The organism is Shewanella acanthi (assembly GCF_019457475.1).
Classification (GTDB): Bacteria; Pseudomonadota; Gammaproteobacteria; order Enterobacterales; family Shewanellaceae; genus Shewanella; species Shewanella acanthi.
Window position 1 is genome coordinate 416,709 of record NZ_CP080413.1, and the last position, 19,169, is coordinate 435,877.

The 19,169-nt window shown below is 47.0% G+C and carries 7 protein-coding genes; 4 read left to right on the forward strand and 3 right to left on the reverse strand.

Annotated features, from left to right (window positions below; all coding sequences use genetic code 11):
• Positions 1 to 37 precede the first annotated feature (37 nt).
• On the reverse strand, positions 38 to 1,084 hold the full coding sequence (locus K0H61_RS01820; protein WP_220051076.1) for an HD domain-containing phosphohydrolase: 1,047 nt from the start codon (positions 1,082 to 1,084) through the stop codon (positions 38 to 40).
• Between the two features lie 505 nt (positions 1,085 to 1,589).
• Between K0H61_RS01820 and K0H61_RS01825 the strand changes: the two genes are divergently transcribed.
• A complete protein-coding gene (locus K0H61_RS01825; protein WP_258405988.1) occupies positions 1,590 to 6,686 on the forward strand; it encodes a response regulator in 5,097 nt (1,698 codons plus the stop codon).
• 2 nt (positions 6,687 to 6,688) lie between these two features.
• On the forward strand, positions 6,689 to 8,257 hold the full coding sequence (locus K0H61_RS01830) for an ATP-binding response regulator (protein WP_220051077.1): 1,569 nt from the start codon (positions 6,689 to 6,691) through the stop codon (positions 8,255 to 8,257).
• An 87-nt stretch (positions 8,258 to 8,344) separates the two neighbouring features.
• On the opposite strand, the gene K0H61_RS01835 is transcribed toward K0H61_RS01830, so the two are convergent.
• The gene (locus K0H61_RS01835) at positions 8,345 to 8,923 is read right to left on the reverse strand and encodes a nucleoside triphosphate pyrophosphohydrolase family protein (protein ID WP_220051078.1); all 579 of its coding nucleotides are present in this window, start codon (positions 8,921 to 8,923) and stop codon (positions 8,345 to 8,347) included.
• 278 nt (positions 8,924 to 9,201) lie between these two features.
• Between K0H61_RS01835 and K0H61_RS01840 the strand changes: the two genes are divergently transcribed.
• On the forward strand, positions 9,202 to 11,328 hold the full coding sequence (locus K0H61_RS01840; protein ID WP_220051079.1) for a M13 family metallopeptidase: 2,127 nt from the start codon (positions 9,202 to 9,204) through the stop codon (positions 11,326 to 11,328).
• A 96-nt stretch (positions 11,329 to 11,424) separates the two neighbouring features.
• Here the strand turns inward: K0H61_RS01840 and K0H61_RS01845 are convergent, their stop codons facing one another.
• Positions 11,425 to 13,809 carry a fatty acid cis/trans isomerase gene (locus K0H61_RS01845; protein ID WP_220051080.1) on the reverse strand — a complete coding sequence of 795 codons (2,385 nt, stop codon included), beginning with the start codon at positions 13,807 to 13,809 and terminating at the stop codon, positions 11,425 to 11,427.
• 340 nt (positions 13,810 to 14,149) lie between these two features.
• Between K0H61_RS01845 and K0H61_RS01850 the strand changes: the two genes are divergently transcribed.
• Positions 14,150 to 19,096: a S8 family serine peptidase gene (locus K0H61_RS01850; RefSeq protein WP_220051081.1), complete on the forward strand. Its 4,947-nt coding sequence runs from the start codon at positions 14,150 to 14,152 to the stop codon at positions 19,094 to 19,096.
• Positions 19,097 to 19,169: the final 73 nt, after the last annotated feature.

The window sequence follows — 19,169 nt, forward strand, 5'->3', positions numbered from 1 at the left end:
TTGCCGTCATTCATTTGGCATCCTTGTTTTCGTGCGACTAGGCCGAAAGGGGAGCCGGTTCTGCAAAGCGTTGTTGCACTTCTAATATTTGTTCTTTGCAGGTTAGAAAAATTCGAGCTAATTCGGGATCGAATTGGGTCCCTGCATTTTCGGCTATATAGTCAAAGGCCTTTTCGGCACTCCATGCAACCTTGTAAGGCCTATCTGATGTCAAAGCATCATACACATCGGCGATGGCGGCAATTCTTGCGCTAACGGGAATATGTTCGCCGCTAATACCATTAGGGTATCCAGTGCCATCCCAGCGTTCATGGTGGTTAAGGGCAATTTCCTTTGCAAGGGAAATCAGCGGGTCATCGTCATCCCCCAAAATTTGTGCACCTGTGACTGAATGCTGCTGAATGATAAGCCTTTCGGCGTCAGTGAGTTTACCTGGCTTAGATAAAATGGCGTCGGGAATGCCGATTTTGCCAATATCATGCATGGGCAGGGCGGTGTAGAACATTTCAATCCAAGCACTCGAATTACTGACTTTCTCAGCCAGAATGCGCCCGTAATGGCTCATTCGAGTAATGTGAAGCCCTGTTTCGTTATCTCGGTATTCGGCTGCTAAACCTAACTTTTGAACGATTTTATAACGGGTAATTTCGAGCTGTTGAGTGCGCTCCAGAACGAGTGCTTCTAACTGACGTGCTTGATTGCTCAGAGCCAAGTGGGTTTTAGTTCTTGCCCTCAGCACTGCTGGGATAATGGGCTTTGAAATATAGTCGACAGCCCCAAGCTCAAAGCCTGTTTGCTCATCAATAGTATCGGTTTTAGCGGTGACAAAGATAACGGGGATCTGGCTGGTATTAGGATCGCGCTTCAGGTGCTTACAGGTCTCGAAACCATCCATTTCAGGCATCATCACATCGAGTAAAATTAAATCAGGAAAGGGGGCTGTCGCGGCCAATTTTAGCGCTTTTGCCCCCGATGTAGTTGCACGAATATTATATTCATTCCCTAAAATCCCGTGGATAATCTGGATATTATTCGGGGTATCATCCACGACAAGTAACGTTGGCTTGGTTGTGCTATCGGTCATCGTTTTGCCTCAACTTGAGCTTTGATTGGCTAAACTCAACGTCGGTTAAAGCTGTGCTCTACCATGCGTCCAGCTAGGCCAACTTCGGCAGGATTTGCTGCTGAATTCCTTTACATCTTGGTAAGTCGCTGAAAACTAATTCTCTGAATCTAAAACGCTCAATTACTAGAGTATGACACGAAATTTTGCCAATCGTTTTGCGAAATAATAAAACGGCTAAACAGTCCAAAACCTCCATTGATAAGAGTGAAAGGCTCGTTGCTAGCTGCACTCTTTTCAATTTTTCGCTTACTAAGCAATATCAGATGAATGTCTTATTTTAATCCCTTACTTTCGCCCAAGCCTACAGACCAATTTCTTCGCATTATACTGTTATGAGTCAATTTTTTGCGAAGGTGGCTTTGAGCTGCTCTAACTGTGTGTTTGGACACCATAGGCGACATCTTTGGTGAATTTTACAACTAAGAATCCCCAGCTTATGGGGCGAAAATTGAGGGGGAACACAATGGCCGTACTCGGCGGGGTGTGTTCACTATTACAGCGGTCTGTTGTTGGTCTGTTGAGTGCGGGCAGTTCTGCCATGCACAATAAACAAGTTAGTGGTATGTCGTATTGGTCAACACTATCAAGATGCTATTTGCTGATTGTCAGTGTCATATTGGCGAGTCTAAGTGTTTTTACCTGCGTTGCAATGGCCATTGATGATGAATCTAAAGTCAGTGCAAGTAAGCTGTCACAGCTGACTCCAGCACAAAAGCTATCTCATCGGCATCGGGTGACCCTGATCTTGGAGGCGGATAGACCCTACTGGCGACAAGTAGAGAAATTTGCCTCCAGTGCCGCAGAAGATCTCAATATTCAGCTAGAGGTTGTGTATGGCGATGATACCCCCGAGACTCTGATGGCGCTTGGACGAAAGGCGATTCAATCTGGTGTGTCAGGGCTTATTTTTGTGCCTATTCAGGGCATGGGGGACGAGCTACTCACTGAGGCGAATCAACAGCAAATTCCCGTCGTTACTATCAATTCCAATTTCAAACTCGCATCTTTATTCCTTCGACAACAGAATCCCAACTGGATAGGTCGGGTCGCCGTTAACGACGATGCCCTCGGTCAGCAATTACTCGACAATATGCTGGAGGGTGAGAGCTTAGTGAAGCGGCTGAATTTGCTACTATTAGTCGGTACTAAAGACAATTTGGACGTGCAGAAACGTACCTTAGAGGTTGAGAACGTCGTTAAAAACCAGTTTCCTGATGCTAGTTTTAGGGTGGCTTATACAGATTGGGGCGTTGAGAGCACCGAGCAAGCCTATTTGAAGGCGATGAAATTAGACCCCGATATTAATACTGTGGTTACCATGAATTCCGAAATGGCCCTCACTGTCTCAGCGCTTGCGCAGGCGGCTAAACCTCTTCCCGCCCCTCAAATTGGCTCATTAACGTGGAATTTACCCCTAGCTGAGGCAATTCAAAATGGTCAGGTTAGTGCCGGTGTGGGCGGAGTTGAATTTCAAGGGGCCTTCGCGCTGGTGTTAATGTTTGATCATTTAAATGGTATTGATATTCACAGTAAGGGCTTTGAGTTTTTAATCGCCCCGTTGATCATTAATCAACATAATTACAATGATTACTTCGAGTTACTTGAGTTTGATACGTTAAAGCCAGAATTTACTAAGGCATCGCTTGCCCTTAATCCTCGCCTTCGTCATATCGATTATCGCCCTTTGAGCTTGATCCCTGATATGGATTTACATCGTTTTTTAACCATATTAACGACACAGGAAAGAGCTTTTATTAAACAACATCCTAATATTCGAGTGGGTGTTGATCCCTCCTCTGCACCAATTGATTTTATTGATGAAAACGGTGTGCATCGAGGCATGATGGCGGATTATCTCGCCGAAATTAGCCGTATTACCCCGTTGACGTTTCAAACCTATAACGAGGGGAGTTGGGCAAAAGCGGTAGAGGATTTCACTCGTCAGGAGGTCGATATGCTCTCCTTGGCTTCGCCCGGTGCGGATCGTGAGCAATCGATGTTATTCACCGCCCCAATAGAGCAATACCCGCCAGTGATTGTGACGCTAATTGAAGGTGAGCATCCCAAGAGCTTGGAACAATTAAAGGGAAAAAGGATCAGTGTCGTTGCGGATGATGTATCACATAAACAACTCGTAAAAGACCACCCAGAAATCGAACTCGTGCTGTTTGATCGTTTAGATAAAGCCCTTGGTGCAGTTGACTCGGGCGAGGTCGATGCCGCCTTTGTACATTTTCCAACGGCAGCTTACTTACTTCAAACCGCGAAATTTAATCGATTGCGTATTGCTGCCGTTAGTGATTACCGCTTTGGAGTGTCTATGGGCATTCGCAAGGACTGGCCCGAGTTACAACGGATCTTGAATAAGGCTCTGGCCCAAATCTCAGATGAAAAAGCCCGTGAAATTCAAAATCGATGGGTGAATGTGCAATACGATCTTGGGCTTCAAAAGCAAGAGGTTTACAACTGGTTAGTACGTATCATTGTGGGTGTGCTGTTAGTGGTGTTGTTTTTCGGTCTTCGTAATTGGCGCTTGAATCGTGATTTAGCCAGACGAATCGATAAGGAAGAGCAGCTCAGCTTGAGCATGCATAAGTTTCAGGCCTTGTTCGAATCCGCCGTCGACCCCTGTTTGATCATCAATAAAACAGGCACCATTCTCGAATGTAATACGGCACTGTTAGCAATGCTGAAATTTGAGAATAAGCAGGCATTAATAGGCAAAAGTGTTCAGATCTATTATCCAGAGGAGAGCGTCGATGGAGATAAGTCGTCGCGTTTTGCTGAGCGATTGCAGAATGTGTTAGACCATGGCCAATATAAATTTGAGTCGCAACTGCTGACCACCACTGGCGAAATCGTTGACGTTGAGGCGCAATTCAAACGGATAGAAATCAACGGAGAGCAATATATTCTGGGGTCTTACCACGATCTGGCAGATCGTAAGTTGATGAGTGCTCTGCTTGAACGAGAGCGTGATCTTTTGAAAAACGTCCTCGGGAAAAGTCCAATAGGAGTGTGGATTTGTATCGGTGGGATCTGTCGCTATGTAAATGAGAAACTCACAGAGATGACGGGGCTCGAAGTGGGACAGTCGGTTTATCCGCTTTTTATCGATCCTGATGTTTATGACAATCGTATTAGGGAACTTGCCTTAGATAAAGAAAGTACCATTTTTGAGACTCAACTGTTTGACCGTGATGGTGAACCAAGGGATGTATTGATTACGGCCTATTACACAGTGCAGGACGGGCAAAATGCTAACCTGTGTTGGGCGCTGGATATCACAGAAGCTAAGGGTATTCAGCTGGAGTTAGCCGATGCAAAAGATGCTGCCGAGGCAGCTAACCAAGCTAAGTCAGATTTTCTCGCTAATATGTCACACGAAATTCGCACGCCAATGAATGCCATCTTAGGTATGTCCTATTTAGTATTGCAGACAGAATTGTCGAGTAAGCAGCGGGATTATGTTGGTAAGGTGCATCAAGCGGCGGGTAATTTACTGGGTATACTCAACGATATTCTCGACTTCTCTAAAATCGAAGCCGACAAGATGAAGATTGAATGGACTGAGTTTGATTTGGACGATGTGCTCTCTAATTTGGCCAATGTAATCAGCTATAAGGTCGAAGAGAAACAGATGAATTTTCTCTTTGATCTTCCCCCTGAACTTCCACGCTATTTCTATGGCGATAGCCTGCGTTTAGGGCAGATCCTCATTAATTACTGTAACAATGCGATTAAGTTTTCCGAGCCTATGAGTAAGGTCATTCTTAGTTGCCAAGTTGAACAAAGGGAAGCCCAAGTCGACATCACGTTTTGTGTTGAAGACTTTGGTATAGGGATCCCTGAGCATAAATTGGCAGTGTTATTTGGCTCTTTTGAACAAGTCGATGCGTCTACCTCCCGTGAATATGGCGGAACAGGTTTAGGTTTGGCGATTTGTCGTCGTCTGGCGAGTTTGATGGGGGGGGAAGTGTGGTGTGAGAGTGAGGAGGGAAAGGGCAGCCATTTTTATCTCAAACTGACCTTGGAAATGGTGGATTACCATGCACCCCGTTCACCATTTAAGGCATTAGCCGGAGTCAGCGTTAATTTGGTCGGTCTAGATCCTAGGCTGGATAAATTACTTACCGATCATGGCAATTCGGCAAAGATGTCCGTTAGCAGTATTAATGAGGAACAGGTGATTGATTCACTCAACCAACACCAAGAATCGTCGTCGCAGGACAAGGAATTAGGCGCTGCACCTGTACTTATCTGTGACTATAGTGCGTTCAATGAGGGAGTGCGCACTGCTTTAGTTAATGCGCCTAAGGCGAAAATGTTGTTATTAGGCACATTAGCGGAGCAGGAAGAGTCGAGGCAATTAATTGAAAGTCATACACAGCTTATGTTTCAGACTAAACCCATCACGCCAATCGCTGTGGGTAATGCTTTATTGATGCTACTTGATCTCGACAAGGAGGGTGATGTGCAACTCACTCAGGAGCATTCTCTGCATGGTTTAAAGACTCAGCTGGCGGGGGCTGAAGTACTCTTAGTTGAGGATAACGAACTTAATCAAGAGCTTGCTGTGGAGCTATTACGCCAAGCAGGGATGGTTGTAACGGTCGCGAATAATGGACTTGAGGCGGTCGAATTAGTACAAAAACGAGCCTTCGACTGCGTGTTGATGGATTGCCAAATGCCGGTAATGGATGGTTATGAGGCGACAAAGCGCATTCGTGCTATCGATGCATTCTCCAAATTACCCATACTTGCCATGACTGCCCATGCCATGACGGGAGATATTGAAAAGGCATTGGATGTCGGCATGAACGATCAGATCACTAAACCTGTACATGTAAAGGATCTCTACGCTGTGATGGCCCGTTGGATTACCCCTAAACAGCGTAAACCCGTTCCCGTGAGCGCTAAAAAATCTGTAGGTGGAATAACGCTTCCTCAAATCGATGGTCTTAATACCCAGAAGGGACTGGCGCTTTGCGATCGCAATGAGGCGCTCTACAGCCAACTTTTAGGCTTATTTATCAATACCGGTGACACGTTACTGTCTCAACTACAACAAGCTTCTAAAGCAAATGATATCAGTGCGTTAATGCTGTGTTTGCATACGCTAAAAGGCGTGGGCGCCAATCTTGGCGCTGTGGATTTGAGTCGACAAGCCGCAGAATTAGAAAGCCGTTGTCGAACCGAAGAACCACCGTTAACAAAGGATTTTGTAGCGCAATTACTCGCGCTGCAGGTTGATTTGCAGTGCATGGTGAGTGGCCTTGGTACTTGGTCACGCCAGCAAACGCTTCGTAAAGTTGAGTTTGAACTGTCCGATGAAGCTTTAGGCTCCTTGCTAACTCAACTCCAACAGAGTTTAAGGGATTACAACACAAACGCTTTGGATCTAGTGGATAAACTTATTCAGGCTCCACAATTGCAATCCCAAAGGGGCTTGCTAAAACAATTGAAAATGGATGTGGAACTCTTTGATTTTGAACCTGCCATGGAGGGGCTTAACGCGTTAATGACTGAACTTAATCTGTCCACTGAGGATAGGAGCTAACCATGGAATTAACCCATTTACAGGTATTAGTGGTTGAAGATGTTGATTCGCTTCGAAAGATTATTGCAGAGCAATTACGCCAAATGGGATTTGGGCAGGTGCTGCAGGCGGACAGTGGTAAGCAAGCGCAAGAAATATTGAGAAATAATGCTGTTGATCTCATGTTGCTCGATTGGAGTATGCCCGAAGGCCATGGTCAGGAGTTATTAGATCATCTCAGGCTGCAGGAAAAATGGCAGCAGTTACCTGTAGTGCTGGTGACCGCTAATACCCACAGAAGCTTAGTACAAGTCGCTATTCAGTATGGGGTTTTAGACATTATCGCTAAACCTTTTAATGCCAAAACGTTGCAGAGTCGAGTGATACAGGCACTGGCCTCCCATAGGGCAAAATTGGAGGCCGCATCTTCCTCTGAAGTGAGTAATCAGCTTGAGATGTCTGGTCAAGATGCGCCTTTGGACAATGCCCAATGTGTTATTTTGATCGTTGATGATCTCCTCGAAAATTTAGTGCTGATGGCAGGATTACTTGGCGACGACTACCAAGTGCTCCAGGCTCAGGATGGTCAAAGCGCCCTCAATTACTGTTTATCCGATACGCCACCCGATTTAGTGTTGCTCGACGTGATGATGCCGGGGATGGATGGGCACCAAGTATTTAAACGCATGCGCGAGCACCCAAAGGCATCGCAGATCCCTGTGATTTTTATCAGTGCACTCGATGATGTCGACCAACAATTACTAGGGCTGCGCTTTGGTGCCTGTGACTATCTAGTTAAGCCCGTGCAGGCAGATATTCTTAAGCAAAAGATTGCAAATTCGTTGGCTAGACGTCGACAACAGAACCGCATTAAGCAACAACATGAGGAGATTAAGCAGTATCTTGAGCAACGTGATAGCGCCGACAGCATCATCACTCATGATCTGAAGGGGCCCTTAGCGACTATTAGTGCACTCGCACAAAAATTTGCCCAAGAGGCCAGTTTTCCGAAGGAGTGGTTATCAGAGATTAATTTGGTGGATGAATTAGCACTGCAGTCGATTCAAACCATTAATTTGGCATCGGATATTTTGCTTATCGAAGCTGGGGAATACGAGGTCGAAGCCGAGTGGTTTTCGGTGCTCGAATTGATGGAAAAGCTTGCAGCACTAATGCAGCGAACTTTTACAAATAAACACTTAGCGGTTACCTTTACCCCCGAAGAAGACATCAGTAGCACTTTCGACCTCATGGCCGAACCGAGATTATGTCATCCGCTTTTTTTTAACTTGCTCAAAAATGCCTTTGAGGCGGCGCCACCCCATACCAATATCGCCATACGCTTCTCCCGTGAAGCGCAGTTAGTCGTGATACACATTGAGAATCTGGGTAAGATCCCTGAGTCGATTCGCGAGCGATTTTGGGAAAAATATGCCACTGAAGGTAAGCGAGATGGCACCGGCATTGGTACTTACGCAGCACGCCTGTTTGCCAGAGCTCAAGGGGGCGATACTCGCCTTAAGGTTGATGAGGCAAAGGGGATGACGTTGGTGGAAGTGCGATTACCCGCAGCTATCGATATGGATGTCTAGCCAAATTATCAGCATGAGCGCCCTAGGTGAATGACACCTTTGGGCACTCAACAACACAACTGCGGGCAAGCATACAGGCCTTCAAGCTTAAGCTTTAACGAGTTTGCTTAAATCGGCTGGGCGATAGTAGACGGATTTAAGCACTTTACCCTGACGTACGACTTTACCAGCCATTTCAACATCTTTAGCACATTTGGCAATAATAAAATCGCCTTTTTTGCTGCCCACGATCTCGACACCTTGCTCGGCATAAAACGCAACCGTTTCAGCCAGTTCTTGCTCATTGCGGCACACTTTACTCATATTGCTCGAATGCACTTCATCCCAGCAGCGAATAAAATCAATTTCGCGGTTTTTTGCCACGCAAAGCAGCAGGTCGATAAGGTAGCTAATCTCTAAGCGTGCATCCATTTTAACGGCGCCTAAATGCACTAAACGTCCCATCAACACATAGACTGAATCGACGATAGCATCGGCCTGTTCTATACGGCTATCGGCCTCTGCAAGCTCAGTTAATTCTTCAATGATCAACGAGGTATGAAGGATATCTGCCTTGTCATCTAACGAGGCTGCATCGTTCACTGCTAAATCAAAGGTGCTGCGAAACTCACTGATATCACGGTATAGGTGGTCGTAAATGGGTTGAGTTAACGAGGAGAGTTGCATGTAAATACCTTTGATAGGGGAAATGGGAGCGGCAATTCTAATGAAAGCCGCCCTTAAATTCAAAGCTTGCTATTTCGAGGTACTTCGCTCGTTAAGCTGAACCTAGGATATAGTGCTTGAGCCTGCGAGTTTGCTTTTACATCTGCCCCTAGCGCCAGTTACACTGCAGCGCGACCAGCTAGGCAATTTGCAATCGAGCTCATTGACGAGTATCAGGCTGAGTCTTAGCCAAAATCTAACTATAAAAAATACAAAAACTAATATAATAGGAGTCTTTCATGTCGGACCGTTTTATCCCCGCGTTGCTACTGTCAACGACAGTACTAGCCGGACTCAGCGCCTGTGGCGATAACCCCACCGTAAATAATATCAATAACAGTGATATAGCCGCTAAAGTGGCATCTAAAGCGACCTCTCAGGTTGAAGCGCCGTCGATTGGTATTAATATCGCCTCTATGTCACCTAGCGTAAAACCTGGGGATGACTTTTACACCTACGCCAATGGCGAGTGGATGAAGAACACCCAAATACCCGCAGACCGCTCAAGCACTGGTGCCTTCTTCGTCGCCTTCCTCGAAACGGAAAAACACAAAACCAGCCTAATTGCAGATTTAGTGAAAGTACAACACAGTGCAGGTAGTGATGAAGCGCGTATCGCCGATTTCTACAAGGCCTATACCGATGTTGCCGCCATCGATGCCGCGGGTATGAAGCCTGCACAAGCTGAGCTGACGCGTTATCTAGCGATCAGCAATACACAACAATTATCTGAAGTCCTAGGGGCTAATCTTCGCGCCGACGTGGATCCGCTCAATGCGACCGATTTCTTTACTGAAAACCTATTTGGTATTTTTGTGACCCAAGGTTTAGCAACCCCTGGTGAGGTGCTGCCTTACATTCTTCAGGGCGGTTTAGGTTTACCAGAACGTGAATATTACCTCTCTGACGCGCCTAAAATGGCCGAAATTCGCACCGCTTATCGCGCCTATATTGAGACGCTGTTAAACGACGCAGGCGTGAGTGATGCCGCATTACGCGCTGATCGTATTTTTGCCCTCGAAGGTAAAATTGCTGCCGCCCATGTTAGTCGTGAAGACAGTGAAGATTTTACTAAGGCATCCGCCGTATGGAGCCGCGCAGACTTTGATATTAAGGCGCCGGGCATCGATTGGACAGCCTTCTTAGTGGCAGCTCAACTGGGTACGCAAGATAGATTCGCCGCTTATCACGGCAGTGCGATTACGCAGCTTTCTGCATTGGTGGCCACCGAACCATTAGATGCCTGGAAGGATTGGTTGGTGTTCCATCATATCAACAGTCACGCCGATGTATTGCCATCGACTATCGATAATGCCGCATTTGCCTTTAATGGTACAAAGCTTTCTGGGACGCCAGAGCAGCGCAGCCGCGATAAACGTGCCCTCAGTGCATTAGACGATTACTTAGGTGATGCGGTTGGCCGCGTGTATGCCGAGCAATATTTTCCAGCTTCTGCCAAGGCCGAAGTTAGCGCCATGGTCGACAACATTGTGAGTGCCTTCGGCCAACGGGTTGAAAAACTTGATTGGATGGATGGCGAAACCAAGAAGGAAGCACTCGCTAAAGTGGGAACTATCTCCGTGGGTGTAGGCTACCCTGAGCACTGGCGCAATTACGGCAGCTATGTGGTTTCACCAACCAATGCCTATGCTAATGCGATCAACGGTGAGAAGGCCGAGTACGTCCACCAGTTAGCGAAAATCAGTAAGCCGATGGATAAGGGTGAGTGGTGGATGACGCCTCAAGTCGTCAACGCGGTTAACCTGCCAGTGCAGAACGCGCTTAACTTCCCTGCGGGGATTTTACAGCCGCCATTCTTCGATGCAGCGGCTGATGCGGCCTATAATTATGGCGCCATTGGCGCTGTGATTGGCCATGAAATCAGCCACAGTTTCGATAATAACGGCGCAGCGTTTGACTCAACTGGTGCGATGCGCAACTGGTGGACACCGGCTGACTTTGCCCAGTTTGCCAAACAGGGTGAAGCACTGGCTAAACAGTTCGACGGTTATGCACCATTCCCTGATTTACACGTGAATGGCAAGCTCACCCTAGGTGAGAACATTGCCGACGTGGCGGGTTTAGCTGCAGCCTATGATGCGTACCGCGCCTCATTAAAGGGTGAAGAAGCACCAGTGATCGAAGGCTTTAGCGGTGATCAACGTTTCTTTATCGGGTTTGCACAGACCTGGGCGACTAAGATGCGTGATGAGGCACTTCGCGCCCGTGTGGCGACCGATGGCCACGCTCCAGGCATGTACCGCGCACTCACAGTGCGTAACCTCGATGCTTGGTATACCGCCTTCGACGTTAAACCGGGCGACAAGCTGTATCTGGCACCAGAGGATCGGGTACAGATCTGGTAATCGAGCTTGAATAAAGAAGGGAACCTTAGGTTCCCTTCTTTATTTGGCTGAGGTTTCGGGAATTGAATCGATAACCTGTTTAAGGTGCAAACGCATTTAGCGATTCTGCAACCGATTGTAATCCAGCCAACCGCTCTCAATCGGTTGGTTCGCGAAGAACTGCTGATTCAGTTTATCGCTAAAGTCCCAAAATGCAGGATTGGTTCGCCTCACTCCGACTAAATCCATCAGTGCCTGATAGTCATCTTCAGTCTGCAACGACTCAACCATTGCTGTCACCTTGGCGAGCTGCGCCTCCTCAATATGCCAAAATGCCTCTGGATAACTCCCCAAAAGACCGTGCACTAAAGTTACGTCATCATGGATTTGAGCGCGATTGCTTTCTTCGCTAAATAGGCTGGAGATATTTTTATGGGCGCTGTTACGCACTAAGGTAAATAGCTCGGCGTTTCTCCCATGGCTGGGTTCAATCATAATCATGGTAAGTTCAGGCAGTAACGTCGCCTGTTGACCTTTCACCCTAGCAAGCGCCCGCAGTAAGGCTTGGCTATTAGCGTTAAGGGTGCTGTTTTCGATTCGGTAGCGGTTAGGTTGAACCTTAGCGACTTTAGAACCAAGCTTTTTGAATAATTCGCTCTTAAAATCACTGGAATAGTAAAGCTCACCTGTGGGTTGGTTAAAGCCATTGATGTCACCGGTGATATAGTCGGTGAGCTGAGTGCCCGCATCCTGATACCAGTCCTGTAGCTGTTTGCGCCGCTCCTCCTGTGGCAGTAGGGTTAAAAAGTTAGATTCCCCCTCCATGCGTAAAAAGTCCATATAAAGGCGGGTAAGTAGCTGGTGGCCGTAATTGCCATAGACATCGAATCCCGCCACTAATAGGTAATGAATCCGCTCGAGCAGAGCATAGTCGATAATCCAAGCTGTTTTGGGTGGTGATCCGACTAATCCTTTGACTACAGTAGCATTATCGAAATGGCGAAACACCGTTAAGCTGGCATTATCGTTACTGCCGTTGCCATCCCAAATACCCTCTAGGCTTAAGCGCTGACCATCTTTAAATTTTTCATTTAAGAATTGGTTGCGCGCCCTTAAGTATTCCCCCTGTTTTTTGGCGTATTTGACCCAAGTGACCGCAAGTGCCGTACTGTCTTCTTCGGCAGGCATGTTCAGGTTTTCAAGCTGACTCTGATAAAAGTGATTGAAATCGGTATCGTTCATATATTCGGGATTGACGAAGTAGACCCAAAAGCGATCGTTAATCACATTGAGTGCTACCTGACCACGGCAAACGGGTCCTTTGATAAAACCCATAATGGTGTCTTGGGCACGATTTAGCATAAAGCGATAACGTGAACTGGCGGGGAGCTGCATAAAGGCATCAAAGGGATTGGCCGCTACGCTAGCTTCATAACTGGGCAGAGCATCCACCTTGTAATCGGCATCGATAAACCATTGTTGCCATTTCATGAGTAATTGCGGGTCTAAGGCGTAGGGTATATGGGTCTTATCGACTATGGTGGCGCTATAGTGCCTAAAACGGTAATACACCCGTGACGTGCCTGGATCATCAAAGGGGCGGCGACTGGCAATAAGCTCGATAGGCTGTCCTGGCGGTGTTCGCGAACGCACCAATTCAAAATAGCTGGCTGGACTGCTGGCGGCGGTCAGTTCAGTAAAATACAGGTGAAAAGCAAAAAGGTGTTCATAGATATAACGGGCACTAAGCTGCGCTTTTAAGCTGTCGTTATTTAAAAAACGTTCCCAGCGGGCAATCTCAACATCAAAAGCCGACCCCAGTGGTTTTTTGCTTGGCAGCGGAGCACCTGCTTCAAGCCACTGCATCAAAGTGTGATGCTCCTTGGCATTAAGTGCGGGTAGTCCATAGGGCATACCTGCAAGGGGCTGTTGTTGCTCAAAGCTTGGCATTTCCTCAAGCGTAGGGCATTGCTGCACCCTATCGAGACTTAAATCAAATTGATTATCGAGCAGTTTAGTATCCGGCAGTGGATGTGCCTGTTTGAGCTGCAACATGCGCCCTATTACCGAGGCTTGGGTATTAGCGGTAGGTGTTTGAGCACGTTCATTGAGGACGGGATAGAACCCACGATCGCGCCATTGTTGCACCTCGAAGGCATCGAAAAATAGGCGGTTAGGCGACGACGCTGTAAGTCGTGTGCCCTGATAGACTTTCTCTTTATTTGCGCCACGTTCGATACCTTCCTTTGAGGACATTTTCAGTTGGCAGGGGGCATCGTAACAGGCGTGGCACACAACACAACGGCTATTGAGTATGGGTTCTGCCGCTGCTGCGACGAATCGGTGGTTCTCGGACGTACTTGCCGTTAATAGTGCGCGATTATCGGGTGAGCTGCTGCCGTAGAGACTATCGAAGTTTACATTGGTAACACTAACGCAACCTGCAATGCCTAAAAGTGCCGTAAATAACATACGTTTTGAGATTTGCTTTCCAATCACCATCACTCACCCCGTAATCAATTCAATCTCTATGAATATTGATCTTACCCCTCGATCTCACTCTAGCAGCTTTAATTAAACGCGATGAATTTTAAGTATATTTTTATTTGAACCCAGTTGTAATGCCTGATGATTAAGGCTTGAGAGTGAAGATTCTATGGACCGATTCTGGTCGTTATTGTGTTAAATGTAACGAATTGCATCTAGTTGGTTTCTTAATGTGTGATTAGTTGTTGCGCAAAAGTTACATAATGGTACGCATTTTTTGTGAGAATTTTGTTATACCTACCCCCCGCACTTTAGTGCACCAATAAAATAACAATATAATGCTTAAGGAAATGTTATGAACAATCAGCAGTTCAAACGGACCGCGATAGCGAGCTTAACCGCTCTCTATGTTGCCGGTGCTAGTACGTTTGTATTGGCCGAACCAAGGATGGAGAAGGCCGAAGGTAGCAGTTTTTATATTCCTACTTTCACCGCAGAAGACGTACTGAAAGCGACTGAACAGCGTCGAGCAGATCTCAGCGGCGACATTTATGTTGGCACTCCAGGGCAGGTAAACCGCGTGAAAAAGGCGCGCACCCCTGAAGAGATTTTCCAGCCACAAGCCAGTTCTAATGGTGTTCAAACCTATATTGTCCAGCTTGAAGCTGAGCCCTTAGCTACCTATGAAGGTGACATCCCTGGTTTAGCAGCGACTAGGGCGCCTGTTAACCGTTCTGTGATTGCAAAGGGTCGCGTCAGTGTGAACACTGCGACAGCGCAATCCTATAAGAACTATTTATTAAGCGCACAGGACTCGTTTGTTTCTAAAGTGCGTCAAGCGGGCGCTAACGTTAAAGTTCAAAAACAATTCACGGTTGCAAGCAACGCGTTAGTTGTTGAGATGACTCAAGAAGATGCAATTAAAATGTCACACCAAACGGGTGTGAAACGCATTTCTTTAAACCGTATTTTTGAATTACGCACCGACCGTGGTCCAAGCTTTGTTGGCGCGGACAAAATGTGGAACGGCACAGCAACCCAAGGCGGCTTACCAGTTAAAGGTGAAGGTATGGTCGTCGGTATTATCGATACCGGTATCAACACCGACCACGTGGCTTTTGCTGACGATGAAGAGTACGCAAGATTAAACCCTTATAAAAACGCCGCGCCTATCGGTGATTGTGGTACTTTCCCTGAGCTTTGTAATAACAAGCTAGTGGGCGTGCGTTCATACCCAGAAATCACCGACGTTTACTCGGCTGCTGAGTTCCAAAGCTCACCATATTCAACCAAGCGTATTCGCCCTGCCAACGGTGAAGACTACGCGGGCCATGGTTCGCACACCGCAAGTACTGTTGCGGGTAACACCATTGAAAACACCCCGCTGCAAGGTATTACTGGCGATGCGGTGAGTGATGGTGTGGATGTACCATTTAACTTCCCACAAACGAGTGGTGTTGCACCACGCGCGCACATTATTTCATACCAAGTTTGTTGGCCTGGTAGCAGCGGCGACCCTTATGCGGGCTGTCCAGAGTCTGCGATCCTGTCAGCCTTTGAAGATGCGATTGCCGATGGCGTTGATGCGATTAACTTCTCTATCGGTGGATCTGAGCAAATGCCTTGGGGCGATCCAATGGAAGAGGCCTTCCTTGCAGCCCGTGAAGCGGGTATCTCTGTTGCCGCGGCTGCGGGTAACAGTGGCGCTTACTGGACGGCTGATCACAGTTCACCTTGGGTGACTACTGTGGGGGCAACGACTCATGATCGCGTGCTCAAGCAAGGTATTAAGACCCTGCAAGACTTTGAGGGCTCATTAAGCAAGCCTACTGCTCCAATCGAAGGGACTAGCTTCTCGGGTTCAATCACAGGTCAAGTGGTTCTGGCTGAAACTTATGCTGATCCAGACACTAGCGATGCTTATACAGCGGCAAGCTGTAACGTGCCGTTCCCAGCGGGTACTTTCACAAGCGATCAAATCGTGGTTTGTGAGCGCGGCGATATCGCCCGTGTTGAGAAAGCTAAAAACGTAGCAGCGGGTGGTGCAGGCGGTATTATTCTGCAAAACATCAGCACAGCGGCGGATAACCTAGCAGCGGATATGTTTGTTATCCCTGGTATTCAAGTTAAGTCGGCGAAGCGTACGGCTATTCGTAACTGGGTTAATAAAAACGGCACCGCGGCCCGTGCAACGATTACCGATTTTACCAATAGTTATGATTTTGATGCGACTATGGGTAATAACCTAGCGACATTCAGCTCATTAGGCCCAAGTAAGACCAACAACACTTTAGTGCCAGATTTAACTGCACCAGGTGTGGATATTTACGCGGCTAACGCTGACGACCAGCCATTTACCTATAATCCAACAGCGTCTGACTGGACCTTCATGAGCGGCACTTCTATGGCTGCTCCGCATGTAACCGGTGCCATGACCCTGTTGACTCAGCTTCACCCTGACTGGACACCAGCGGAGATCCAATCTGCGCTTATGTTAACCGCAGGCCCTGTATATCTGAACACAGGCTATGAGCTGCTTGATCCTTACTACAACTTTATGGCGGGTGCGGGTGCGATTAACGTTGCACGTGCGGCTGACAGTGGTTTAGTAATGGATGAAACCATTGAAAACTACCGTAATGCTAACCCCAATAATGGTGGTATCGTTAACTGGTTGAACTTACCTTCTATGGTTGAAATGGAGTGTGAGAAGACCTGTTCTTGGATGCGTACGGTTAAAGCGACACGCGATGGTTCTTGGACCGTTGAAGGTGTGGCTAAAGAAGAAGGTTTTGAACTGACAGTTTCGCCAGCCACCTTCACCCTTAAGGCCGGTCAAACCCAAGATATTATTATCACGGCAAAAAACCCTGGCTTTATCGAATACAAGACTGAGCCTGCAGAGGTCGATGCGCCTTGGAGTGGTGTCCTTAATAAGAATGCTTTCTTCAATGGTCAAGTGGTATTAAAGGAGGTTAACAACAACTCACCTGAAGTACATATGCCAGTGGTTGTGGCAAGTGTTGCTAATCAGTTACCCCTTGCACATCGCTTTGAAATCACCCGTGATCAAGGTACTGAAACCTTAACCGTTAACACTGACGCTTATAGCCAGTTAACGCCTCGTTTCTATGGTCCTGTAAAACCTGAAGTGTACTCCAATACCTTAACAACGGTGAGTGCTTTACTGAGCAAAGCGAACATCGATAAGGGTTGGGATATTCGTCCTGTCGTCATTCCTGAAGGTACAAAGCGTTTCGTTGTTGCAGTCCAGAAGGCTGAGAAGGTCACGACTTTAGAGAACTTAAACCCTCGTTATAGCCAACCTCAACCATTCATTATGGTGGGTCTGGATAAGAACGAAAATAATACCTTCGTTACAGAGGGCACAACTAGCGCTACCCTAATCAGACAGGAATACGTTGACGAATTAGTCTGTATTTCAACTAGCCTATCTGAGCACAACTACTGTAGTTTCGAAAACCCAACACCAGGTACTTACTGGGTGGCAACTGCAGCTGCCTATGGCCAAAGCCAAGGTGATGTAAACGTCGACACCGGTTATGCCATTATCATGGAAAACGATGATAAAGGTTACCTGACCATGTCAGGCCCAGCTTCGCACGATGGTAACGGTAACTACAGTATCGGTATTAACTGGAATTTACCCGAAACAAAAGCTGGCGATATCTACTATGGCGGTTTTGACTTAGGTAACATGCCAGGTGCTGAAGGTACTTTAGGTTACACAGCATTGGATATTCGCCGTGCAGACGATGCGGTAACTTGGTCAGTCAGCCAAGATAAAGCCCGTAGCATGGATGTTATTGACGTTACGCTGAAGATTGCTGCTAACATGGAAACTCAAGATCGTAACTACAAGTTCGATTTGAAAATTCCAGAAGGTATGCGTTTAGCCACCGGCACTATTCAGACCAATAACGAAGACGTGACTAAGGCAATTGTTGCCGATGAACACAGTTTAACCTTAAGTGGTTTACAGCTGTCGACTCGTGATGTTGCCCGTGAGTATAAAGTTAGCACTAACTTAACTGACAAGATGTGTCACACCCCGCTGATTGATGAGTACTCTACTGGTGGTTACATCGACCTGCAGGGTGAGTTCCGTATTCAGCCTACTGCTGATTGGTTTGTTGGTGATTTTAACACCTCATTTGATGTACCGATCGATTGGTTGTTCTACAAAAAAGACGCTAAGTTCGAAGTGTACAACCAGCCGAACGCGGGTTACATGCGTATGCATACCGTGGGTGCGTTACAATTCAACACTGGTTTCTGGTACATGTCTCAGCACCGTGGTCCAACCTTCCTGAACGAAGCTGTGGTGCCATTCTGGCGTGGTAGTTTTGCAACCAAGTACCGTCGTGACCCATCTGATCCATGGGGTCTAACGATTGCGAGTCAGTACGCTGAAGATCGTCCAGATCTAGGTGACCTGCTGTTCCTTGAGTTCGATAACGTAACCGACACCAAAACCGGTGATGAGTACGACTTCGAAGCGATTCTTCGCAGTGGTATTGACTATCGTCCTGGTAAGTTCGAAATCATCTTTGCCTACAGCAATCTAGGCGAAAACCTAGCGAAAGGTGCCGTATTCGTTGAAGGTTTTGATTCTCCTTGGTCAAAAACCGTTGGCGCTAAAGATGGTAACCTTTACGAAGTCTTTGGTTACGATAACTTAGATGAGAAGCTGCACAACGATCTGGTTATCTGTTACGACTATGTAGGTCCAGAGCAGAGCCAAATGGAAGTGAGCTTCAAAGTCGCGGTACAACCAGAAGCGACTGGTAAGGCTTTGGATATCGAACTGAACTATGACTTAGAAGGTGCTCCATCTATCAAGCAAGTTCATACCGTTACCGTTAATGGCAACATTAAGCTCGCACCAATTGCTGACCAAGTAGTTCCTGAAAATACCAAGCTAGAAGGTCTAGTGGTGAGCTATGTTGATGCGAACAAAGTACCAAACACGATTGAAGTCACTGGCGATAAAGTGACTGCAGAAGTGAAAGGGAACACCTTTACTCTGATGCCGAAGAAGAACTTCCACGGCGAAACGATTGTAACTGTGACGGTTCGTGATAACGAGATCAGCTCTGATGCTGCGAGCACTAGCTTTAAACTGACTGTTGTTTCAGATGGCAAAGAGCCAACGCCAGAAACAACAGAGACACCAGTTGAAGAAACTGAGTCTAGTTCGGGTGGTGCATTAGGTTGGAGCCTACTGAGCTTACTGTCGATGGCGTTTGTTCGCCGTGCTAAAAAAGCGCGCCGTTCTTAATCCAAGATAAGTCGCGATTCAAATGAAAAAGAGGGACGCATGTCCCTCTTTTTATTTGGTCTTTCTTTACTTT

Coding starts and splice junctions, on each gene's coding strand:
- K0H61_RS01850 (WP_220051081.1), top strand. CDS start 14,150: ATGAACAATCAGCAGTTCAAACGGACCGCGATAGCGAGCTTAACCGCT.
- K0H61_RS01825 (WP_258405988.1), top strand. CDS start 1,590: ATGGCCGTACTCGGCGGGGTGTGTTCACTATTACAGCGGTCTGTTGTT.
- K0H61_RS01830 (WP_220051077.1), top strand. CDS start 6,689: ATGGAATTAACCCATTTACAGGTATTAGTGGTTGAAGATGTTGATTCG.
- K0H61_RS01845 (WP_220051080.1), bottom strand. CDS start 13,809: ATGGTGATTGGAAAGCAAATCTCAAAACGTATGTTATTTACGGCACTT.
- K0H61_RS01840 (WP_220051079.1), top strand. CDS start 9,202: ATGTCGGACCGTTTTATCCCCGCGTTGCTACTGTCAACGACAGTACTA.
- K0H61_RS01835 (WP_220051078.1), bottom strand. CDS start 8,923: ATGCAACTCTCCTCGTTAACTCAACCCATTTACGACCACCTATACCGT.
- K0H61_RS01820 (WP_220051076.1), bottom strand. CDS start 1,084: ATGACCGATAGCACAACCAAGCCAACGTTACTTGTCGTGGATGATACC.